Here is a 21,035-nt window from a genome sequence, read left to right on the forward strand (position 1 = left end):
AGAAAGCGGTTCTGTGGACACTGCGGGCCTGTGCCCGGCTGACGAGCCGCACCGGCGGCCCGGGGCTCCGCACACCGAGTCGCGTACCGCCGCCCCCCTAATACTTGGCTAGCCACATAAACGGTGCTACGTTTACGTGGTCGGCCACATAACGTGGGTCGCCGGCTCGGTCCATCAAGGGAGACAGCAGTCATGAAGGCCATCGTTTTCGACGCGTTCGGCGGCACCGAGGTCCTGCGCGAAGCGGAGACCGAGATCCCCGAGCCCGGTCCCGGCCAGGTGCGCGTCCGCGTCCGGGCGGTCGGCGTCAACCCGGTGGACGGCAAGATCCGCTCCGGGATCATGCAGGCCATCTTTCCCACCACACTGCCCGCCATCCCCGGCGGGGAGATCGCCGGGGTCGTCGACGCCCTCGGCGAAGGCGTCGACCGGCTGAAGGTGGGGGACGAGGTCCTGGGCTGGTCCGACACCGGCGCCTACGCCCAGTACGCACTGGCCACCGCGGCCGTCCTCGCCCCCAAGCCGGCCGGCCTGGACTGGACGCACGCGGCCGCGCTGCCGGTGGCGAGCGACGGCGCCGACCGGGTCCTGGACCTGCTCGATGTCAAGGCCGGTGAGACCCTGCTGATCCACGGTGCCTCCGGTGCGCTCGGCACCGTCGCCGTGCAGCTCGCCGTCGCACGCGGCGCCCGCGTCATCGGCACCGCCGGCCCGGCCAACCAGAGTTACGTGACGTCTCTCGGCGCCACCGCGCTGGTCTACGGACAGGGTCTGGTCGAGCGGGTCCGCGCGGTCGCCCCGAAGGGCGTGGACGCCGTCTTCGACGCCGCGGGCAAGGGCGCGCTGGAGGACTCCATCGTCCTGCGCGGCGGCACCGACCGGATCGTCACCACCGCCGACTTCCGGGCCGGTGAACTCGGCGTCGTCTTCGCCGAGGGCCCGCAGCGCCGCTCGGCCGCCCGACTGGCCGAACTGGCCCAGCAGGCCGCCGAGGGCGCGCTGGTGATCACGGTCGGCGCGGTCCATCCGCTCGCCGACGCGGCCGAGGCACAGCAGGCCATCGACGCCGGCCACGGCCGCGGAAAGCGCGTCCTCACCGTCGACTGACCCTCCTGCCGGGCCGGGACCGGTCCCGGCCCGGCCGACCGCCTCCGACCGGCCCGCACCCGTCCCGCCTCCCGCCCGTATCCTCCCGCGCCGAAGGGCTACCGCCGCGCCGCCGCCTGTGCGGTCGAGGCCGGCGCGGACGGCGTGGAGATCCACGGCGCCAACGGCTACCTCGTCCACCAGTTCCTCTCCAGCAACGCCAATGAGCGCACCGACCGCTACGGCGGCCCGGTCGAGGGCCGCATCCGCTTCGCCGTCGAGGTCGCCGCGGCCGTCGCCGACGAGATCGGCGCCGGCCGCACCGGCATCCGGCTGTCCCCCGGCAACCCGTACAACGACATCCGCGAGGACGACACGCACGAGCTGTACCCGGCGCCGGTGCGCGCCCTCGCACCGCTGGACCCGGCCTACCTGCACCTGGTCCACACCGGCGACGAGCAACTCCTGGACACCCTTCGGCCGCTGTGGCCGGGAGCGCTCGTGCTGAACCGCGCGGGCGCCGACCCGGCCGCGCGTGCCAAGGACGTCGCCGACGGCCGGGCCGACGTCGTCTCCGCCGGCGCGCCGGCGCTGGTCAACCCCGACCTGGTCGAACGGGTACGCTCCGGAGCGCCGCTGAACACCCCCGACCCGGCCACCTTCTACAGCGGCGGCGGGACCGGGTACACCGACTGCCCCACCCGCCACGACGCCTGAGGAGAAGCGATGACCGACCCCGCCTCCAGAACCCCCGGCACGGCGCGCGACGGACGCCTCAGCTACGCCGTCTTCCAGCTCGCCCGCGCCCACCGCGGTCACGCCGCCGCCATGCTCCGCGCGATGAACCTGCACCCGGGACAGGAGCTGCTGCTGATGCAGCTCTTCGACCGCGACGGCCAGACCCAGTCCGAACTGCTGGACAGCGTCGGACTCGACCATTCCACCGTCTCCAAGTCGCTGCGCCGCATGCAGGACGCCGGACTGCTCACCCGGGAACCGGCCGAACACGACCGGCGGGTCATGGTGGTCCGGCTCACCGACGCAGGCCGCGCCCTGCGCGAGCCCATCGCCGACATGTGGCGCGCCCTGGAGGAGCTCTCCGTACAGGACCTGACGACGGAGCAGATCGAGACGTTCACCAGGACCGCGTACGCCATCGAGCAGTCGATCAAGAAGTACGGCCGCCGGCCCCCGCCGAACGGGTAACCGATCCCTGTGTGGTTCTGCGGGAGGTGGTGAGCCGCGGGTCTCACGCGCCGATCCCGGTCGGCAGGCTGTCCACAGCTCCGGCTCACGGGCCCGCATACCGCGGCGCACCATCGGGCCGTCATGCATCCAACGACGCGACAACGCCGTTCAGGGCCCGGCCGATGCTCCGCTCCGCCTGAAAGGAACCACCCACCGGCTGAGCACCTGAACCCTCCGCCGACCGCCCTCTGCTCTTCCTTTACCGTTCGCTCTTCTGCGTACAAGGGGATGTCGAGGGGGTTCGGTGGATCGCGGCAGATGTCCGGTGCGCGGGCACAAGGCACCGGTGAAGCAGGGGGGGCATCGGCCACCACGGCCAGGGAGCCGGAGGCTGCAGCGGACTCGGCCGGACGCCCGCCCGCCGGCAGCCTGTGAAGGCGGTCGAGACAGCGGCGGGCCGGACGAGGCCGGTGCCGGTGCCGACCGGGAGGGCCGGAGCCGTGTCTAGCATGACGAAGACGCAGGTGGGGACGGCAGAGCGACTACTGCGCGAGACGGTCCGGGTCGGTCCGGACGCGGAGAGCGCGGACCTGTGCAGCGGTGCCGCGCTGAGGGCGGTGGAGCGGGCGCGGCCCGCGCGCTCGGTGGCGGCCGAGGTCGCCGCCGCGGGGGGAGCCGACGACGGCACCGCCGCGTACCTCCGGGAGCTGACGGGGCGCCACCTCGGTGCGGACGCGGCCCGCTGGTGCGGGCTGCACGACGCGCTGGCCGGGCACCGTGGCACTCTGCCCGAACTGCTCGCCGCGCCGCCGGCGCCCCGGTGTCCGACGACACGCTCCGTCCGCCCGCGCCCCGCAGCGTCCACCGCACGCTCGGCCTGCTCCTCGAACACACGGAGCCGCGGCACGCCGCGGCCGCACTCGCCGCCCTGCCCGAGCGGGTGACGGCAGAACTGTTGGCCGGCGGGACACCGCCGGCGCCCGCCCTGGTCGCCGCCGTCATCGACCACGGCGACATCCGCACCCGGGCAGCCCTGGCCCGCCATCCCCGGCTCGACACCCGGATCCTGGCCCGGCTGGCCGCGGTCGGCGACGCCCAGGTCGCCGCGGCCGTCTACCGCAATCCGCGCACCACCCAGTCCCTGCGCCGCACCATTGCGGAGCGGCTCGACACCGTTCCGCTCGACGACGCGCTGCGCGCCGAGCTGACGGCGCCGCACGGCCGGGCCCCGCGGACCTGGCTCGCCCCGCTGCTCGGCTCGGGCGACCCGCAACTCGTGGTTCCGGCACTGCGGTGGGGCGTGCGCCAAGTCGCCCAGCGGTACGCCCTGCTGAGGATCTGGGAGCGGACCGGCCCGGACGCCGTACGCGCCCTGCTCGACGACCCCGCCGCAACCGCCTGGCTGAGCCGGGCCGTCGTGGACACGGTCACCGAGGCCCTGGCCGCCCCGGACGGCGACGGGCCGCGCCGACTGCGCGCGCAGGGCGAGCCGTACGAGGACCCCGCCCGGCTGCCCGCGCTGCTCGCCACCGCCCGGGGTACCAGCTCCCTGCGCGACCTGCTGTCCGAGCCGTACGCCCATGACCTCGACGCCCTCGCCACGGCCCACGCCCTGGCCGCACTCGCCCGCCTCGCCGAACGGGATCTGCTGGGCACGGCTGCGGTCGCCGGCCTGCACTCCTTGACACAGGCGCATCTGGGAGAGCGGACGCGGGCCTGGGCGGCGCTCGATGCCCTGCTGCCCGGACACGGTGGAACCGTCACGGAGCTGATCGCCGAGGCGGGGAAGGCTCCGCACGGGACTGCCGCCGAGGCCGAACCGCCGGCCGCGGTGACACCGCCCCGGCCGTCCCCGGGTCCGGGTGAGCGGGCACAGGCCGGCACGGCGCTCAACGCGCTGCCGACCGGGCACCGGGAAACGGTCGGAGAACCGGCCGCCGACACGGACGAGGCCACGGCTGAGGCAGCCACCGAACCCGAACCGCCGGCGTCGACGCCCCCGTCCGGGCCAACGCTCCGCAGGCCCGAGCGTGTGCAGGCTCTGGCTGCGCTCGACCTGTTGTACTCCCTCGCCCCGGACGGTGCGCCCCGGCCGGAGGATCCCGAGGTGCTGCGCGCGTTGGCCGAGTACGAACCGGCGACCGCGCCCGCCCTCGCCACGCCCCGCTGGTTCGCCGCCGCCTGCGCCGCCCACGGCATCCCCGCGTCCGAAAACGGTTTCGCGCATGAGGCGCCCAGCCTCGCACAGGCGCGTGCGCAACTCCCCGAGACGTACGGATCCGGCGCGCAGCACACCGAGCGCGCCTACGTACAGGGCGTGGTGCCCGCAGACGAACTGCTCACCCTGCTGCCCGCCCGGCGCCTGCTCCTGCTGCCCCACGACTGGCGGCGGCTCGCGTTCGCCGAGGCGTGGCGGGCCGCGCTCTCCCGTCGGCTGCGCGCCGAACTCGGCACCGACCCCGATGCCTGGCTCCGCCTGGCCGCGACCGTGACGGCGTCCGAAGCCGCTTCGGAGGGGCTGACCTGGGCGGAGTTGCTGGAGCGCGCGCGCTCCGGTACGGGCCCGGCGGTGAGCGCGGGAACGTCCATCGGCAGGGCCGGGCCGGGCACCCCCGACGAGGCGATCGAGCTGCTGGAGCACGGCGACCACCTGTGGGCCTGGCCGGAGGGCACCCTGCTCTGCCTCGCCGACGCCGAGGTGGTCGACGCCGTGCTGCCCCGGCTCGGCCCGGACGGGCCCTGGCTGCTCGCCGCGTACCTGCTGCGCCACGACCGCACACCACGCGCCGTCCTCGACCGGCTGCTCGCGGACCGCGACCGCGACGCGCTGCGCGTCCTGGCCGCCCAGTCCCGCTGGATGGGGCCGATCACACCGGACTGCCGGGCGTCCGCCGTCCGGGGACGACAGCCGGCCGAAGACGGCCGGGTCCGAAGCCCGCCCCGGCGCTTGAGGCGGGTCCGGAGGCCGTGACGGTCGGGGAACCCGGCGAAGAGGCGGTGGGGGACCAGGCTCGCCGCGCCGGCGGTCCTGCCCGTGCCGGGAGGTGCCGTCTTCGGCCGCGGGCGGTCATCCTTCGGCGAGGAGGGGGTCGTAGGGGGTGGTGCGCCGGCGTGCGGACATGAAGGACAGGAAGTCGTTGATGAAGGCGCTGCGGCCGTACGTCTCGCCGGCACTGGTGATGTCGCGGTGGAACCCGGTCCGGAACAGGGCCCGGTACTCGTCCGCGTCGATGCTCTGGTCGCCGTCCCTGTCGGTCACCTGGAACAGGACTTCGGCGACCCTGATCAGCGCGGGACCGGCGAGCGACGGGACGGCGGCGGCGTACTCGCGGGCGCTGACGCGGCCGTCGCCGTCGGTGTCGAGGGCCGCCTGCAGTTCGCGCCACCAGTCGGCGTAGGCGTTGTAGAGCCGGGTCTCCCCGGGCTCGTCCAGGTCGAGACGGCCGGCGAGCTCGCGGGCCATGGCGGCGAGGTCGGGCCAGTCCAGGTATCCGTCGCCGGTCTGGTCGAGGACCTCGGTGAAGAACTCCTCCGCGCTGCGCTGCCCCGTGGTGGCCGCGGCGGGTTCCGGTTCCGGGGGGAGCGGGACGACGAGGCGCATGAGGGCGCCGGCCTGCTTCATCCGGTCCCGCAGGGCGGTGATCGTCCTCGCGCGGGGATCGTCGCTGTCGGGGGAGAGCGTCACCATCTCGGCGATGCTCTCGGCCTGGATCCACCCTTCGGGCAGGAACCGGGCCAGACCGGCCGCCAGGTACGCACCCTGCATCAGGGTCCGGACTCCCACGATCTCGGGCAGACCGGCCCGTCGCCGGAATGGCTCCGGCAGGGAGGCCACGGTGATCGCCCCGATGAGAGGGCCGGCGACGGCCCGGCCGGTCGCCCACAGCGCGGGAAAGCCGTTCAGCACGGGCGGCGCGGGGAGGTGGTCGAAGAGCTTGTACAGGATGATCCGCATCGCCTCGGTGTTCTCCAGCTCCTCCGCGACCACCCGGTCGTAGTAGGGCCAGAACTCGTCCAGGACGGGAGGCAGATGGCCGGCTTCGTCGCCCATCGCGGCCAGGAAGGCCTGGAACTCGGCGTACAGCCGCTCCATGGTCTTCCGTTCGAGGGGCTGTCCGCTGAGCCGGCACATGGTGACGGCGCTTTCGAACATGGTCGCCACCACCCAGGCACGCACAGCCGGGTCCATCGCGTCGTAGGGCCGGTCCCGTGCGTCGGTGCCGTGCAGCCGTGCGTGCATGCGGTTGAGCCGGGTCGCCTCCCTCTGCCGCACGTGGTCGTCGGCACCGAACATCCGCCGCAGGCTCATGAAGGTGTTGCCCAGTCGCCGCCAGGGATGGACGACGAAGGTGGAGTTCTCCATCAGGGCGGCGCCGATCTGCGGGTGCGCGGCCTCGAGCACGGTCGCCCGAATCATGGCCAGTGCCCAGCGCGGGTCGTTGAAGAGCGTGTGGAACCGTGAGCCGGGACCGAACAGGGGCTCTCCCTCGAAGTCGCGGTCCCCGATTCCGTGGTCCCCCGCACCGGCACCGGCGGTGGGGGACTGGGGGCTGTCTGCGGTCGTCACCCTCGGGTTTCTCCGTTCTGGTTCGGCAGTACGCCGCCGAAGCGGCGCTCGCGCTGCCGGTAGGCGTGCAGGCACGTGAGGAAGTCGGGTGCGCGGAAGTCGGGCCACAGCGTCGGCGGGAAGACCCATTCGGCGTAGGCGACCTGCCAGAGCATGAAGTTGGAGATGCGCTGTTCGCCGGAGGTGCGGATGACCAGGTCGACGTCGGGGGTGTCGGGAAAGGGCAGGTGAGCGGCGAAGCTCTCCTCGGTCACGGCCTCGGGCGGCACGCCGCTGCGGATCAGTGACCGTGCGGCCTCCACGACGTCCCTGCGGCCGCCGTGATCGAAGGCGACGGTCAGCGTCATCTGCCGGTTCCGGCCGGTCAGCGTCGTCAGGTCGGCGATGTCCCGGGCCAGTCCAGGAGGGATGCGGGGATCGGTCATGCCGAGGAAGCGGCAGCGGATGCCCCGCGCGTGCAGCAACGGGGCGTGCTTGCGTATCACCCGGCGCACCAGGTGCATGAGGAATTCGATCTCGGTGTCCGGGCGGCGCCAGTTCTCGGTGGAGAACGCGAACAGACTCAGCCAGCCCACTCCGGCTGCCCGCGCCGCTTCGATGACGTCGATCACCGTTGCCTCCGCGGCACGGTGACCGGACGTTCGTGGGAGCGATCGCTCTGCTGCCCACCGGCCGTTTCCGTCCATCACGCACGCGACGTGGCGCGGTACCTCACGCGGCCCCGGCGGCGCCGTGCCCTCGGCGGCAGCGGGACGGGAAGCGGGCCGTTCGGTCGTGGACTGCTCCGCTGTCACGCCCGCCCCTCTCAGCGACCCACACGGATGCCGTCCCGCGGTGGAGGAGGCATCGTCCAGTGGCGCCGCCACCGTCTTACGGTCATCAACGGCAGACTGACAGCGTTCGGCGCCGCGCAGTCCGCACATCCCGTGAATTCACCCTTGGTGCGTATGTGCGGGTCGGAACGGTGAAGGCGCCGGCGGCGCGGCAGGGCCGGTGCGGGAGACGGCGCCGGCGGCATGGGCCGATCCCGGTCAAACCCAGGTGCCTCGACGGGCACCGGTCGGATAGTGTGCGGGCCATGTCGAGTCCTGAGTCGGACACGGTGGGGGCTTTCGGTCACGCCGTCAGCCCCCTGAATCCGTAGCCCTGCCGTCGCGCCGCACTCCGCGGTGGGACGAGTGCGCGCTCGGGGCTGGCCGCGGTGACGGGATGACCTTCTCGTGCTTCTCCTCACCCCGGAGCCACTCGATGCCTCTCCCGCTGTACCTGCTCGCCCTGGCCGTCTTCGCCATGGGCACCTCGGAGTTCATGCTCGCCGGCCTCCTGCCGGACATCGCCTCAGGTCTCGACGTCACCGTCGGGACAGCGGGCACGCTCACCCCGGCCTTCGCGGTCGGCATGGCCGTCGGGGCCCCCTGGCGGCCGCGCTTGCCCGCAGCCGGCCCAGTCGTTCCAGCCTTCTCGGCTTCATCCTCGTGTTCGCGGCAGCTCACGCCGTGGGCGCCGTCACCACGAGCTTCCCCGTCCTGTTCGCCACCCGGGTCGTCGCCGCGCTCGCGAACGCGGCGTTCCTCGCCGTCGCTCTGACGGCCGCCGCAGCGCTGGTCCCGCCCGGCAGGAAGGGACGTGCGCTGGCCGTGCTGCTGTCGGGCACGACGGTGGCCACGATCGCCGGTGTCCCCGGTGGGGCGGTACTCGGCACGCTGCTCGGCTGGCGGGCCACGTTCTGGGCCGTCGCCGCTCTCTGCCTGCCCGCGGCTCTCGGCATCCTGAGGGGGATCCCGGCAGGACGTGTGAAGGAAGGGGCGACCGGCGGGCCGGCCCTGCGAACGGAGCTCGCCCAACTCGCAAGGCCGCGGCTGCTCCTGGTGATGCTGCTCGGTGCGCTGGTGAACGCGGCGACCTTCGCAAGCCTCACCTTCCTCGCCCCCCTGGTGACCGACACCGCCGGGCTGGGCGAGTTGTGGATCCCTGTCGCTCTGGTGTTCTTCGGCGCCGGTTCCTTCATGGGTGTCACCGTTGCCGGACGGCTGTCCGACGAGCGCCCCGCCCTGGTTCTCACGGTCGGCGGTCCGCTGCTGCTCATCGGCTGGCCGGCCCTGGCCGTACTGGCCGGCAGGCCGGTCCCTCTGCTCGCCCTCGTCCTCGTCCAGGGCGCGCTGTCGTTCGCGCTGGGCAGCACGCTGATCACACGGGTCCTCTACGAGGCGGCAGGAGCCCCCACGATGGCCGGCTCCTACGCGACCGCCGCACTCAACGTCGGCGCCGCCGCCGGCCCCCTCATCGCCGCGGCCACGCTCGACACCAGGGCCGGGAACCTCGGGCCACCATGGGCGAGCGGGATCCTGGTCGCTGTCGCGCTGCTCATCGCGTTCCCCCTCCGCACCGCCGTCGCGGCCGGCCGAGGCGCCGAGGCCGGCGTCCTCCACGCCCGCACCTGAACCCGTGAAGAGGAGCGGGCCCGGACGGTCGCGCTCCGGAACGAAGGCGACACCGACCCGCTGATCCGGCCCCTCGTCGAAACCGCGACAGCCGTGTACCGTCACTGAGCACCGGTAACCGATCCTGCCGCACCTCATCGACCATTCATCGACCATCCGGACGCGGCGGTCCTGGAAAGCGCCCCTCGAAGTGGTGAGCGGCCGGCCGGTTCACCGTCCCGCGCCCGCGCCGCTTCCGGCAGGAAAATACTGCGCGGCCCGCGGGTGGGTATCCCATAGTGGACCGACAGCATCGACCCAGCAGAACGGACGGCCGTGACGACCGCCTACAGCCAAACCCCCACCGAGCGCGTCCCCGGACGGGCCTGGACCGTCCGGATCACCGGACACAGCGACCGCTCCGCCACCGTCTCCTGCAGCACCCCCGCCTGCCGGATGCCGTCCCGCTCCAAGGACCTCGCGGCCCTGCGCGCGTTCGCCGCCCGGCACGCCGCCGCCCACGCCAAGGCCGCCACCGTCCGCGCCCACGCCTGGTGCCACTGCGGCTCCCAGAGCTGCGAGGCACACCCCGACACGAAGACGCACTGCGCGGGCGCCGTCCTGCTCATCCTGCGCCACGATGCCACCGTCGGCCGCGTCTGGAACGTGGAGGAGGTCTGCGAGGCCTGCGCCCCCCTCCTGCTGCACACCACCGTTGTCGCCCGCGCCGCCCAGCCCCGGCGCCGCCCCGCCCAGCCCGCCACCGCCCCACCCGCCGGCGCGGTGCCGGCTGCCCGGCCGAGCGTGCCGGGCGGCTTCTCCTCACCCGCCACCGGCCCCACCGAGGCCGAGGGCCTGGCCACGCCCGCACGACGGTCCCGCCGCTCTCCGCAGCGCGCCCACCGCCGGCGCCCGCGCCAGGGCCGCTGAGCACCCGCCGCTCCCAGCCGGGCGCCCGAGGAACACGCGCGTGCCCGCCGGACGCGCCGGGCCGGAGCGCGGCCCGACGCGAGGCGGACATCCGATCCCGCTGGGGGAACGACGCCGGCACCACTGGCGGGAACCGGGGTCTGTCCGTACGCGCAACGGTGTGACCGCCGACAGGGGACCCTCATGACCAGGGGCAGCGGGCCCGGTACGGACATCGGCGGGGGCCACATCGGACCGGTGGTGACGATCACAGCCCTGGGCGTCGTCGCCCGCGTCCAGGGCTTTCGCCGGACGCCCCGCACGATGCTCGCCCGGCTGCTCCCGCCCGGCGGGAACACTCCGGAAACCAGGCTTCCGGGCCAGGTCCGAACGGGCAGGGTGCGGTCGGCCGCCGCCCGTTCCCGAGCCGCCCGGCAGGATGCCGGACGGCCGACGCGGGACGCGGGACCGTGGTCAGCGGCGGCCCTTGAGGCGTTCGACGGCGGCGACGCCGCCTGCGGCGAGCGCGATCCGGATGGCCAGTTCGATCCAGTCGATGCCGTCGGTGTCGGCGACACCCGCTCCGGCGGCGATGGCGGTGCCGACCAGGGCGGCGACGACACCGACGGCGATGGTCCACAGGATGCCGGTGTGCCGGCGGCCGGGCAGGGCGAGCCGGCCCAGCACGCCGATGACGGCGCCGATGACGATGGCGGTGATGATGCCGGAGATCTCCGTACCGTCCCTTTCCCGGAGTCCTTCGCCGTTCAGCTGTCCGCCCTCCGCTCACGCCCGGGCGGTGGTGTACGGCTACAGGTCGAACTCGTGCGGCGGCAGGGCGAGCGTGAAGCACGCCTCCCGGACCACGGCCTGTTCCGTCTTGTCGAAGTCGCCGTCGGCGCCGCCGATGACGATGCCGATCTGGATGACGGCGCGGGCCTCGGCGGGCTTCTTCTTGGCCTTGGCGACCTCCTGAAGGACGCTGACCTTGCCGAAGTCGAAGTCGGCCGTCAGCTTGGCCAGGTTGTTCTCGAACCGGCGCCGAAGGTCGTCGGCGTCGAAGTTCTGCAGCACCTCGTTGGTGGCGATCAGCTGCGCCACGCGTCGGCGCTCGGCCGGGTCGATGGTGCCGTCGGCGGCGGCCACCAGCGCGCACATCGCCATGGAGGCGTCCCGGAACGCGCCGGATGTGAGGTCGTTCTTCTTCGCCGTCAGCTGGCTCTGCATCGTTGATGCGGATTCCCGGATGCGGTCCCACAGGGCCACGGGGCAACTCCTTCGTTGTGCGGTGCCCGGACCGGGGCCAGGCCGGCCCGGACACCTGTGTCATGGGTGGGGGTCAGGCTTCGTCGGCGCCCTCGTCGTCGCCTTCGAAGAAGTCGCCGACCTCGTCGACGACTTCGGCGGCGACGAAGCCGCCGGCCACGCCGACGGCGAGTCCGGCCGCGCCTGCGGCGACGGCGGCGCCCATGCCGGGCCCGGAGCGGTGGCCACCGTGGTCATCGTGGTGGCCGTGGGGGTAGGGGGCGCCGTGGGCGTCTGCGTGCCCGTAGGGGGCGGGGGCGCTGTGGTGGCCGTGGTCGGCGACCAGCTGGCGGATCCAGGCGTCGACGACGGTGGTCCAGTCGCGCTGGTCGGCGCCGTCGTGGCTGACGACGTGCCGGTTGACGACGTCGTGGCCGGAGGAGAAGAACCCACCGGGCTTGTCGGCCTCCAGGACGACTTCCATGCCGCCGGGGTTGGCCAGGAAGGTGACCTCCAGCTCCCGCATGGCGTGGGAGTACTGCGGGGCGGGAACCAGTTCGATCTCCTGGTAGAACGGCAGCTGCTGGCCGGTGCCGCGGATGTGCCCGTACTCCAGGTCGGCGGACGTGAAGCCGAAGCCGAGCCTGCCGAGGGCTTCGAGGACCGCTTCCTGCACGGGCAGCGGGGCAACGGTGAGCGGGTCGAGGTCGCCCTTGTCCTTCGCGCCGGCCACCGCCAGCTCGGTGCGCACCCCGAGCACGATGCCCAGCGCCTGCCCGTACAGCTCGGTGATCGGCGTCTCCCACGGCAACGCCACCGTGAACGGCACGCTGCGCTGTTCGCCCTCGGCGAGGCGGAAGCCTCCGGCGACGGTGAACCGGCCGAAGACCGCCGCACCTTCCACTTCGCCGTCCTCGTGCTCGGCTTCGACCCGGGCCACCAGCTCCAGGGTGATGTGCTCGATGTCGAAGTCGGCGCTGCCGCCCTTCAGGTGCACTTGGCCCGTCAGGCTGCCGCCGGGCCGTACGGCGCCGGGATCGAGGACCGTGTCCACGGTGGGGCCGCCCACACCGAGCGAGCCGAGCAACTTCTTGAACACCATCGCGGCGTTCACTCCTTCATGTGCGAGATCTACGGGGTGCGGCGCCGCGGGGTCCCCGCACCGGGAGACCCCGCGGCACCACGCGGTCGGAGAGGTGACTACTTCGCCGTGTCCAGCGCGGCCAGCGCCTGGGCCCAGCGGACGTACTTCAGTTCGGCGAGCTCGGCGACGGTGGTGACGCCGAACGCCTCCTTCAGCAGCTCGCCGTCACGGTCGGACACCCCCTTCAGTGCCGAGACGGGGGCGGCGAGGATCTCGTTCAGTCCCTTGTCCGCCCACGTCCTGTCCAGCACCTTGTCCAGATCGATCGAAGCCACGTATGCCCTCCCAGGCCGATAGCGTGCGAAATCAGTGGTGTGCGGCCCCGCGGGGCCGCACCGTCGACGCCCGAAGGCGGCGACGTCGGTGTCGTGCCGGCGAAGGACCGCTGACCCGGTCGGATGTCCCGGCCGGGTGCGGCAGACGGCAGCGGTGGCTCGTCCTGCACAGGGCCGTCGACCCCTCACCGTTGACCGCCTCCCTCCCGCATGTGTGCACCGCGGGCAGCCGGGAACAACCAGGCCGCCCTCTCGTTTTTTCTACACGACTGTAGAAGCATAAGGTGGGTCGGCGGGGCGTGAGTCCCTCCGGGGCCACCGGGGCGTCAAAAGTCCGGAAACGGGCCGTGGCCGGCCGTCGCGAGGTGGCTTTACCCGTCCTTTACCATGGGGTGAGGGAAAATTCCCTCACCCGACGAAGACGTTCCGCCCCGGCCCGGGGCGGTTGAGTGATGAAGGAGCAGCAGACCCGCAATGGGTGAACCTCCCAGTACGAGCCGTGCCGTACCCCGCCCGACAGTGAGCTGCGAATCGGGGGTGGCACGGTGACCGAGTTCCTGCTGCTCCTGCTCGCCCTGGCGCTGACTCTCGCGTGCGCGGTGTTCGTCGCGGCCGAGTTCTCCCTCACCACGGTCGAGCGCGCCGACCTGGAGCGTGCCGCACAGGCCGGTGAACGCGGCGCGGACAGCGCCTTGAAGGCCGCCAAGCGGCTGACCTTCCAGCTCTCCGGCGCCCAGCTGGGCATCACCGTCACCTCGCTGGTGATCGGTATGCTCGCCGAGCCGTCCCTGGCCGCGCTGCTGCGCGGCCCGCTGACCGCGATCGGTCTGGGGGCCGCGGCCTCCACGATCGCCACCGTCCTGGGTGTCGCCGTGTCCACGGTGGTGTTGATGGTCGTCGGTGAGCTGGTGCCGAAGAACTGGGCGATCTCCCGGCCGCTGGCCGTGGCCAAGGTCGTCGCCACCCCGCAGCGCGGCTTCACCGCCGTCTTCGGCCCCTTCATCGGGCACCTGAACAACACCGCGAACCGGTTCGTGCGCCGCTTCGGCCTGGAGCCGGCCGAGGAACTCGCCCACGCCCGCAGCCCCGAGGAGCTGGTGGCCCTGGCCCGGCACTCCGCGGCCCAGGGCGCGCTGGAGAAGGACTCTGCCGAGTTGTTCGTGCGCACCTTTCACCTGGGTGAGCTGACGGCCGAGAACGTCATGACCCCGCGGGTGGAGGTGAAGGCCCTCGAGGCCCATGCCAGCGCGGCGGACGCGGTGAACCTCACGTACGCCACCGGCCTGTCCCGGTTCCCGGTCTACCGCGACAGCCTGGACGAGGTCATCGGCACCGTCCACATCCGCGACGTTCTCGCCCTGGACGAGGACAGGCGCGGAGGCACGCAGGTCACCGACCTGATGACGCCGCCGCTGCGGGTGCCCGACAGCCTGCCCGTCGACACCCTTCTGGCCCGGCTGCGCACGGAGCGCACCATGGCCGTGGTCATCGACGAGTACGGCGGTACCGCAGGTGTCGCCACTGTCGAGGACATCATCGAGGAGGTCGTCGGCGAGGTCCGCGACGAACACGATCCTCTCGAGGTCCCCGACCTGCTCCCGTGGCCCGACACCAAGGACGGGCGCCGGGTCTGGCAGGCCGACGGCAGCACGCGCACCGACCGGCTCACCGAGATCGGCCTGAAAGCCGCCGACGGCCCCTACGAAACCCTCGCCGGCCTGACCGCCACCCTCCTCGAACGCATCCCGAAGCCCGGAGACACCGTGCACGTCGACGGATGGGACATCACCGTCCTCGACGTCGACCACCACCGCGCCGACCGCCTCACCCTCACCGCCCCCGTGGCCGAGCCGGCCGAGCAGGAGATGACCCGATGACCACCGTCCAACTGCTCGTCGGCGCCCTGACCCTGCTGACCAACGCCTTCTTCGTCGGCGCCGAGTTCGCCCTGATCTCGGTACGCCGCAGCCAGATCGAGCCCAGGGCCCAGGCCGGCAACAAGCGCGCCCGGACCACGCTGTGGGGGGTGGAGCACCTGTCGGCGATGATGGCCACCGCCCAGCTCGGCATCACTGTCTCCTCCCTGGTCCTGGGCGCCGTGGCCGAACCGGCCATCGCCCACCTGCTGGAGCCGCCGTTCCACGCCATCGGCGTGCCCGAAGGCCTCATCCACCCCATCGCCTTCGTCATCGCCCTGACGCTCGCGACCTACCTGCACATGCTCTTCGGCGAGATGGTGCCCAAGAACATCGCCCTGGCCGCCCCGGTGCCCACGGCACTGTTCCTCGGCCCGCCGCTGGTCGCGCTCACCCGCGCCCTGCGCCCCGTGGTCTTCGGCATCAACGCCTTCGCCAACACCCTGCTGCGCATGCTGAAGGTCGAGCCCAAGGACGAGGTCGAGTCCGTCTTCACCGACGACGAACTCGTCCGCCTCGTCGCCGACTCCAGCCAGGCCGGCCTGCTCGACCCCGCCGACGGCGAACGACTGCGCGACGCCCTGGAGCTCGGCACCCGCCCGGTCGGCGAGGTCCTGGTCCCGCTGGCGAAGATGAGCACGGTCGACCACCGCATCACCCCCGCCCAGCTGGAGAGGACGGCGACCGGCGCAGGCTACTCCCGGATGCCCGTCCTGGGCCCCGGCGGCATGATCATGGGCTACCTGCACATCAAGGACGCCATCGGCGTGCCCGAACGGCACAAGCCCTTCCCCCGCGCCGCTCTGCATCCCATGACCCGCGTACGGATCGACACCCCGCTCGACGACGCCCTCACCGCGATGCGGGCAGGCGGCACCCACCTCGCCGCTGTCACCGGCGACAAGGGCACCGTGCTCGGCTTCGTCACCATGGAGGACGTCCTGTCCGAACTCGTCGGTTCAACGGCCGCATGACGGCCGTGTCGCCAGTTGGGTGAGCGCCCCGTTCCGAGCGGAGCGGCCGTTGGCCCGTGGACCGCACGGAGATCGAGCTGATGATCGCCTTCCACCGCCCCTTCGCCGAGGCCGGCGACAGGCTGGTGGTGCTCGAACTCGACGACCGGCTCGCCGGCCCGCAGCGGTTCCTGCTCTTCGGCTACGGCGACACCCGCTCGGTGACCACATTCATCCCGCTGGGCACCGACGGCGTGGCGCGACGAGGACGCCGGTCGCACGGCGCGACGGTCAGCGGCCCTCTCGTCGTCCGGTGCCGCACCGTGCGTCAACTGCCGCACGGTGCGGCCTGTACCTCGTGGCCGGCCGTCAGGAGGTGACCTGCGGGGAGCGGACGGAGGCGGCGCCTCTGCCGAGGGCGCGCATGGCGAGGGCGCCGGCCAGGGGGCCGGGGGAGAGGAGGAGGAAGGCGTACTCCCAGCCGACGGCCTCGGCCAGCAGGGGGGTGAGCTGGATGCTGACGACGGTGAGGGCGAACCCGATCGCGGTCTGGCCGGTGAGCGCCGTCCCGATGTAGCGGTGGTCGGCGACCTCGCTCAGCGAGGTGGAGAACACCCCCGAGTCGGCGATCACGGCGGCGCCCCACAGCGCGCAGAAGGCGAACAGCAGCGGTGGCGGAGCGTGGAAGAGGAGCGGGGAGAGCAGGCAGCACAGGCCGCTGAGAAGAAGCGCCGCCAGGGCGGCGGGCGGGCGGCCGAAGCGGTCCGCGCCCCAGCCGCCGAGCAGGCAGCCGGCCGCTCCGCCGAGTCCCATGGCGAGGAACACCGTGATCTCCACCGAGCCCGGGAGTCCTCCCGCGGCGGGGGCAGCCAGCAGGAAGGACGGTATCCAGGTCCACAGGGCGTAGAGCTCCCACATGTGCCCGAAGTAGCCGAGATTGGCCAGGCGCGGCCCGCGTTCGGTGAACATGGTCAGCGCGTACCGGGGGTTGCGGGCGGGTGCGGCCGACGCCGCGTGGGGGCCGGGCCGGACGAGGACCAGGGCGATGACGGAGCCCACGAGCCCGGCCGCCGCCGCGGCGAGCAGGACACCGCGCCAGGGCAGGGAGCCCAGCCCGGCGATGAGATGGGGGAGCGTGGAGCCGAGGGTGAGGGCGGCGATGAGCACGCCCATGGTCCTGCCCCGTCCGGCGCTGCCGGACCACGAGGCCATGAGCTTCATGCCGGTGGGGTAGACCCCTGCCAGGAACATCCCGGTCATGAAGCGCAGCGGAACGGCGACGGCCGGTCCGTCGGCGACCAGGGCCAGCGCCACGGTGCAGGCCGCGGCCGCCGCGGCACTGACGGCGAGCAGGTGCTGGGGCGGGACGCGGTCCGCCAGGTTCAGGGCGGTCGAGGCCACGGCCCCGGCGACGAAACCGAACTGCACGGAGGCCGTCAGCCACACCGCGCCGCCGGCCGTGAGCCCCCAGTCGTTCCGCAGGCCGGGGACCACCGCCGACATGGAGAACCACACGGCGAGGCCGAGCACCTGCACGGCGGCTATCGCACCGCGTTGCACACCGACGTTCACAGATGTTCCCCTTTGCCCATGCCCTGTTTCCCGGCTCCGGCCCGCGGCCGGAGGTCGGTCACCGACCACCCCGGGGCCCTCGGACCGGTGCGTCCCCAGGGGGCAGCCGGCCGCCCGGGACGTGTCGGTGCAGGTCCCGGCGTCGGCACCGCCGCATCCCAGGGTGGAGAAGTTACCGGATCGTCCTCGGCTGCCTCTGAGCCGCCTGCTCGGCCAGGGCCATGAATGCGGCGTGCTTGTGGTGGGTGTGCTCGTGGTGACCCACGTAGTGATCTTTTGTGGTGCTCGTCGTCGACGGGCAGCTCGCGAGGACAGTGCGCTCGCGCGAGGGGATCGAGGACGAGGTATCCGTCCCGCCGGGACACCTGGCCGTTGTCCGGGCCCGGGGCAGGGCGTGGCCGAGGTCGTTCGCGTGTACTTCGCCGATCCACTGGTCGTGCTGGTCCAAGCACTGGGCGCGGTGGTCGACCACCTCTGGTGCGGCTCATGGCCCGAGCCGCTTCGCCGGCTCGGTGCCGAGCTCCTGGCCCGGCGGCCGACGCGCTGGGAAGCGGTGAACCGACAGGTGCGCGAGGCATGGCGCCGGGAGGCCGTCATGCGCACCGCGCGAGGGAACGACCCAGCGGCGTCATCCGTCCCGCAAGCCGCGCGGCTGAGCGCCGAGCGGGACCGTATCCGCCTCGTATGCGAGGAACGGCTGCCCGTCGCGCTCGGCCGTCGGATCACGGCGATGCTCCGCAAAGACGTGTGAACGCGCGAGCATGGCGGGCAGGGCGTCCGCCGCCTACCGCAACTCCACCGGCGTCCTGTCGGTCAACAGTGTCCCCGGCGAGCTGGCGGTGACCAGTGCCCTGGGCTGCGGGACGACGATCACCACCGGCACGCTGCCCGTCCTCCGGGGCAACTTCCTCATCAGGATCTCCGGAACGTCCACGGCTCCCCCCTCATCGGCTTGCACCCGTGAGCGTGCAACTCCGTTGCAGAGTCGAGCGGTTGCCCAAATCGGGGAGAGCGAGGCCGAATCGACGACTTTCACTTCGCGAGGCGGCGGCTGATCGAAGTGCACCGCCCCATGCTGCCCGGCAGCACCCCACGACGAGGAACCGACCCCACTCCACTCAACGACCCGTCTTCACATGTACTTCATCATTTGACCATACGATAATCATGAGTTCAGTATGCTCCCTGACGCTCCATAGGCACCATCAGGGGGGAACCCGCATGCGCATCAGCCGTACCCTGCCCGTCGCCGCGGCCGTGGCCGCCGCCGGCGTGCTCGGCCTCACCGCCGCGCCGGCCCAGGCCGCCGAGTACTCCTCGGCGCTGAAGATCAAGGGTGTCCAGTACGACGCCCCGGGCCGGGACTCTAACCAGTGCTCGGGTGGCAACACCAAGGACGAGTACCTGACGATCAAGAACTACTCCAAGACGGCGAACGTGAACCTGAAGGGCTACAAGGTCAAGGACGCCGCCGGCAACACGTTCACCTTCACCAAGAGCCACACCCTGCAGCCCGGCGATTACGTCAAGCTGCGCGGCGGCCGCGGCACCGACTCCGACGCGGGCAACGTCGTCTACCGCCAGAACTGCAACTTCATCTGGAACAACGACAAGGACACCATCTACTTCTACAAGCCCTCCGGCTCCCGCGCCGACGTCCACGCCTACACCAAGACCGCTGACGACCGCGACGGCAACGGGTACATCACCTACCACGGCTGATCCCCGGAGCCACGTGTCGGCCGCCGTCGCCTGACCGGCCGTACCAGGCACAGGACTGATGAGCTTCCGCGCCGGCCGTGCCCGTACGAGCGGCCCGACTGCGCGTGGACGGCGCTCGGCTGGGGGGTGAGGGGTGGTCCGATCCTCACCGCCGGCCCGGCGGTCTGCCGAACAGGCCCTGCCGGCCGCCCTGTTCGGCAGGCCACAGCCGGGCCTCTCGGCCGAACGGAATCGGCGCAGAAGAACGGAGCCGTGCCGGCCCGCCCCCGTGCCCCGTGGTGTCGGTCTCGATCGTGACGTCGATCATGAACGCCTGCAATGCGGCTGCGGGGCGACCGACCTCATCCCGCTGCTCCGGTTCTCCCTGATCCCGGAGAGCGGTCGGCGTTCCATCCGGGGGCCCTGGGCAAGCGTGCCGCTGCGACTTCGGCCGCCTCACTGACGGTCATCTGTCCGAGCGCCTCAACGGCCACACGGTGCCCGTCGGCTCCGTCGGCCGCCTGAAGACCACCGTCATCGCCACCCGGGACGGGTACTGGCGCTACAGCTACACCGGCGACACCACCACCGCGGCAGGCAACGCACCGGGCGACTACCTCGACGTGCGGTGAGAAGCACTACCGTCTCCTCGCCCCGGCCATCCCTCCGGGTGCGGCCGGTGGCCGCGCCTCAGGTGCCGGTGAGGACCGCGGCTCCCCTGAGGGCCGCGGGCATCCCGGCAGGACTGCGAAAAACGGAACAGGGGCAGCATCGTCTCCTCGGCCACCACACCTGCGTCTTCCGTGCCCGTCACCACCGACCACTCCCCACGCCGCACCGGCACGGTCATGATGGGAGCGCTCCCGCACCACCGCACGTGCAGATCTCCCGACACCGGAAGGACCGCTCATGCGCACCGCTCCCCCTCTCTCCCGGCGGGCACTGCTCACGGCTGCCGCCGCGAGCGTCACTGCGGGTGTCACCGCCGCTGCGGCCGCTCCCTCCCGGGCGTCCGCCGCCCACCGCTCCCTGCCGTCCGCCGCCTTCGCCGGGTTTCGGACGGTGGGCCGGGTCAGGAAGGCGGCTGACGGCTCGGTGCAGTACACCTGGCCCGGCATCGCCTTCGAAGGCCGGTTCCGCGGCACCGGCGTGGGGATCGTGCTCGACGACGCTGCCAACGACTACGACGTCCAGATCGACGGAACGACCGTCAGCACACTGGTGACTCCCGGGCGCACCACGTCCTGGGCCGAGGATCTCGCCGACACCGAGCACACCGTGCGGCTCGTCAAGCGGACGGAGAGCCCGTGGGCCGTCGGCAGCTTCGGCGGATTCGTCGCCGTTCGGGGAGGAAAGGTCCTCGCCGCCCCCGCGGCGCGGAGCAGGCAGATCGAGTTCATCGGTGACTCCTTCACCGCCGGATACGGCAACGCATCGGGTACGCGCGACTGCTCTGCCAACGGAGGGGTCGACCGGAACAGCAACGCGGACCTCGCCTTCGGCGCCCTCACCGCCCGGAAGCTCGACGCGGACTACCAGCAGAACGCGTTCTCCGGCCGCGGCATGGTCCGCAACTACAACGGCGGCGACCCCGGCACCGATTACCGCACCTACTACGACCGGGCCCTGTTGAACGTCGCCGGCGACGTCTGGCAGAAGCCGCGCGGCTGGCGGCCGCAGGTCGTCGTCATCGGCCTGGGCATCAACGACTTCTCGACCCCGCTCCACCCGGGCGAGCCGTGGGCCACACAGGGCGAGCTGATCGCCGCCTACGCGAGCGCCTACCACGGCTTCCTCGACAAGCTGCGGGCCCGCTACGGAAGCAGGACGTTCCTGGTGGTCAGCGCCACCCCGGTGTCCGGCAGCGCCTTCGCCGACACCGCCCGAGGCATCGTCGAAGACCGCAACGCGCGGGGGGACGACCGGGTCGGCTACTGGTACTACGACGATCCTGGCCTGGACCGGCTCGGCTGCGACTGGCACCCCTCGCTCCGCGACCACCGGATCATCTCCGGTCTGCTCGACCAGCACCTCGCCACGCTGCCGCTGGACTGGTGAC

The 21,035-nt window shown here is 72.5% G+C and carries 19 protein-coding genes and 2 pseudogenes; 13 read left to right on the forward strand and 8 right to left on the reverse strand.

The genetic code is table 11. The features are described 5' to 3' along the window. The first annotated feature begins 192 nt into the window (after positions 1–192). The 4 genes and pseudogenes from ACFY3N_RS19750 to ACFY3N_RS19765 all read left to right on the forward strand — a co-directional run bounded on the left by ACFY3N_RS19750 (position 193) and on the right by ACFY3N_RS19765 (position 5,245). A complete protein-coding gene (locus ACFY3N_RS19750; RefSeq protein ID WP_390817973.1) occupies positions 193–1,107 on the forward strand; it encodes an NADP-dependent oxidoreductase in 915 nt (304 codons plus the stop codon). 108 nt (positions 1,108–1,215) lie between these two features. Then, positions 1,216–1,803: pseudogene (locus ACFY3N_RS19755) on the forward strand (alkene reductase); the annotation flags it as partial. Positions 1,804–1,812: 9 nt separating this feature from the next. After that, entirely contained in the window at positions 1,813–2,292 is a 480-nt protein-coding gene (locus ACFY3N_RS19760) for a MarR family winged helix-turn-helix transcriptional regulator (RefSeq protein WP_390817974.1), read from the forward strand. A gap of 802 nt (positions 2,293–3,094) precedes the next feature. Next, entirely contained in the window at positions 3,095–5,245 is a 2,151-nt protein-coding gene (locus ACFY3N_RS19765; protein WP_390817975.1) for a hypothetical protein, read from the forward strand. Between the two features lie 96 nt (positions 5,246–5,341). On the opposite strand, the gene ACFY3N_RS19770 is transcribed toward ACFY3N_RS19765, so the two are convergent. Both ACFY3N_RS19770 and uppS read right to left on the reverse strand, forming a co-directional pair. Then, positions 5,342–6,781 carry an oxygenase MpaB family protein gene (locus ACFY3N_RS19770; RefSeq protein WP_390818094.1) on the reverse strand — a complete coding sequence of 480 codons (1,440 nt, stop codon included), beginning with the start codon at positions 6,779–6,781 and terminating at the stop codon, positions 5,342–5,344. Between the two features lie 56 nt (positions 6,782–6,837). Beyond that, positions 6,838–7,635 (reverse strand): polyprenyl diphosphate synthase, encoded by a 798-nt coding sequence (gene uppS, locus ACFY3N_RS19775; RefSeq protein WP_390817976.1) that lies wholly within the window; start codon positions 7,633–7,635, stop codon positions 6,838–6,840. A 454-nt stretch (positions 7,636–8,089) separates the two neighbouring features. Between uppS and ACFY3N_RS19780 the strand changes: the two are divergent. Together ACFY3N_RS19780 and ACFY3N_RS19785 are read left to right on the forward strand one after the other, a co-directional pair. After that, positions 8,090–9,282: pseudogene (locus ACFY3N_RS19780) on the forward strand (Cmx/CmrA family chloramphenicol efflux MFS transporter). A 315-nt stretch (positions 9,283–9,597) separates the two neighbouring features. Next, positions 9,598–10,191, forward strand: a complete 594-nt coding sequence (locus ACFY3N_RS19785; RefSeq protein WP_390817977.1) for a hypothetical protein — start codon at positions 9,598–9,600, stop codon at positions 10,189–10,191. 453 nt (positions 10,192–10,644) lie between these two features. Here the strand turns inward: ACFY3N_RS19785 and ACFY3N_RS19790 are convergent, their stop codons facing one another. The 4 genes from ACFY3N_RS19790 to ACFY3N_RS19805 all read right to left on the reverse strand — a co-directional run bounded on the left by ACFY3N_RS19790 (position 10,645) and on the right by ACFY3N_RS19805 (position 12,834). Continuing rightward, the gene (locus ACFY3N_RS19790; RefSeq protein WP_390817978.1) at positions 10,645–10,857 is read right to left on the reverse strand and encodes a GlsB/YeaQ/YmgE family stress response membrane protein; all 213 of its coding nucleotides are present in this window, start codon (positions 10,855–10,857) and stop codon (positions 10,645–10,647) included. A gap of 123 nt (positions 10,858–10,980) precedes the next feature. Continuing rightward, complete coding sequence (locus ACFY3N_RS19795; RefSeq protein WP_390817979.1) at positions 10,981–11,436, reverse strand: tellurite resistance TerB family protein; 456 nt, start codon at positions 11,434–11,436, stop codon at positions 10,981–10,983. Positions 11,437–11,509: 73 nt separating this feature from the next. Beyond that, positions 11,510–12,517: a sporulation protein gene (locus ACFY3N_RS19800; RefSeq protein WP_390817980.1), complete on the reverse strand. Its 1,008-nt coding sequence runs from the start codon at positions 12,515–12,517 to the stop codon at positions 11,510–11,512. A gap of 98 nt (positions 12,518–12,615) precedes the next feature. Further along, a complete protein-coding gene (locus tag ACFY3N_RS19805; RefSeq protein ID WP_390817981.1) occupies positions 12,616–12,834 on the reverse strand; it encodes a hypothetical protein in 219 nt (72 codons plus the stop codon). Between the two features lie 545 nt (positions 12,835–13,379). Here ACFY3N_RS19805 and ACFY3N_RS19810 point away from each other — a divergent pair. The 3 genes from ACFY3N_RS19810 to ACFY3N_RS19820 are packed head-to-tail and all read left to right on the forward strand — an operon-like array spanning position 13,380 to position 16,083. Beyond that, entirely contained in the window at positions 13,380–14,711 is a 1,332-nt protein-coding gene (locus tag ACFY3N_RS19810) for a hemolysin family protein (protein WP_390817982.1), read from the forward strand. Beyond that, entirely contained in the window at positions 14,708–15,724 is a 1,017-nt protein-coding gene (locus tag ACFY3N_RS19815; protein ID WP_390817983.1) for a hemolysin family protein, read from the forward strand. The genes ACFY3N_RS19810 and ACFY3N_RS19815 overlap by 4 nt, the downstream gene beginning before the upstream one ends. Before the next feature lie 56 nt (positions 15,725–15,780). Beyond that, the gene (locus tag ACFY3N_RS19820; RefSeq protein WP_390817984.1) at positions 15,781–16,083 is read left to right on the forward strand and encodes a hypothetical protein; all 303 of its coding nucleotides are present in this window, start codon (positions 15,781–15,783) and stop codon (positions 16,081–16,083) included. Here the strand turns inward: ACFY3N_RS19820 and ACFY3N_RS19825 are convergent. Beyond that, the gene (locus ACFY3N_RS19825; RefSeq protein WP_390817985.1) at positions 16,073–17,275 is read right to left on the reverse strand and encodes an MFS transporter; all 1,203 of its coding nucleotides are present in this window, start codon (positions 17,273–17,275) and stop codon (positions 16,073–16,075) included. The genes ACFY3N_RS19820 and ACFY3N_RS19825 overlap by 11 nt on opposite strands. Positions 17,276–17,687: 412 nt before the next feature. On the opposite strand from ACFY3N_RS19825, the gene ACFY3N_RS19830 reads away from it, so the two are divergent. After that, the gene (locus ACFY3N_RS19830; protein ID WP_390817986.1) at positions 17,688–18,026 is read left to right on the forward strand and encodes a hypothetical protein; all 339 of its coding nucleotides are present in this window, start codon (positions 17,688–17,690) and stop codon (positions 18,024–18,026) included. Positions 18,027–18,059: 33 nt separating this feature from the next. Here the strand turns inward: ACFY3N_RS19830 and ACFY3N_RS19835 are convergent, their stop codons facing one another. Next, the gene (locus ACFY3N_RS19835) at positions 18,060–18,188 is read right to left on the reverse strand and encodes a hypothetical protein (RefSeq protein ID WP_390817987.1); all 129 of its coding nucleotides are present in this window, start codon (positions 18,186–18,188) and stop codon (positions 18,060–18,062) included. Positions 18,189–18,496: 308 nt separating this feature from the next. Between ACFY3N_RS19835 and ACFY3N_RS19840 the strand changes: the two genes are divergently transcribed. The 3 genes from ACFY3N_RS19840 to ACFY3N_RS19850 all read left to right on the forward strand — a co-directional run bounded on the left by ACFY3N_RS19840 (position 18,497) and on the right by ACFY3N_RS19850 (position 21,034). Next, on the forward strand, positions 18,497–18,997 hold the full coding sequence (locus tag ACFY3N_RS19840; protein ID WP_390817988.1) for a lamin tail domain-containing protein: 501 nt from the start codon (positions 18,497–18,499) through the stop codon (positions 18,995–18,997). Positions 18,998–19,473: 476 nt separating this feature from the next. Further along, on the forward strand, positions 19,474–19,608 hold the full coding sequence (locus tag ACFY3N_RS19845; protein ID WP_390817989.1) for a hypothetical protein: 135 nt from the start codon (positions 19,474–19,476) through the stop codon (positions 19,606–19,608). A gap of 277 nt (positions 19,609–19,885) precedes the next feature. Beyond that, positions 19,886–21,034: an SGNH/GDSL hydrolase family protein gene (locus ACFY3N_RS19850; RefSeq protein ID WP_390817990.1), complete on the forward strand. Its 1,149-nt coding sequence runs from the start codon at positions 19,886–19,888 to the stop codon at positions 21,032–21,034. Position 21,035: the final 1 nt, after the last annotated feature.

It is taken from the genome of Streptomyces sp. NPDC000348 (genome assembly GCF_042898795.1).
GTDB lineage: Bacteria > Actinomycetota > Actinomycetes > Streptomycetales > Streptomycetaceae > Streptomyces.

Excerpts from the sequence above, each read along its gene's own strand:
- ACFY3N_RS19750 (WP_390817973.1), top strand. The coding sequence starts at position 193 with ATGAAGGCCATCGTTTTCGACGCGTTCGGCGGCACCGAGGTCCTGCGC.
- ACFY3N_RS19760 (WP_390817974.1), top strand. The coding sequence starts at position 1,813 with ATGACCGACCCCGCCTCCAGAACCCCCGGCACGGCGCGCGACGGACGC.
- ACFY3N_RS19800 (WP_390817980.1), bottom strand. The coding sequence starts at position 12,517 with ATGGTGTTCAAGAAGTTGCTCGGCTCGCTCGGTGTGGGCGGCCCCACC.
- ACFY3N_RS19815 (WP_390817983.1), top strand. The coding sequence starts at position 14,708 with ATGACCACCGTCCAACTGCTCGTCGGCGCCCTGACCCTGCTGACCAAC.
- ACFY3N_RS19835 (WP_390817987.1), bottom strand. The coding sequence starts at position 18,188 with ATGAGGAAGTTGCCCCGGAGGACGGGCAGCGTGCCGGTGGTGATCGTC.
- ACFY3N_RS19840 (WP_390817988.1), top strand. The coding sequence starts at position 18,497 with ATGCGCATCAGCCGTACCCTGCCCGTCGCCGCGGCCGTGGCCGCCGCC.
- ACFY3N_RS19850 (WP_390817990.1), top strand. The coding sequence starts at position 19,886 with ATGCGCACCGCTCCCCCTCTCTCCCGGCGGGCACTGCTCACGGCTGCC.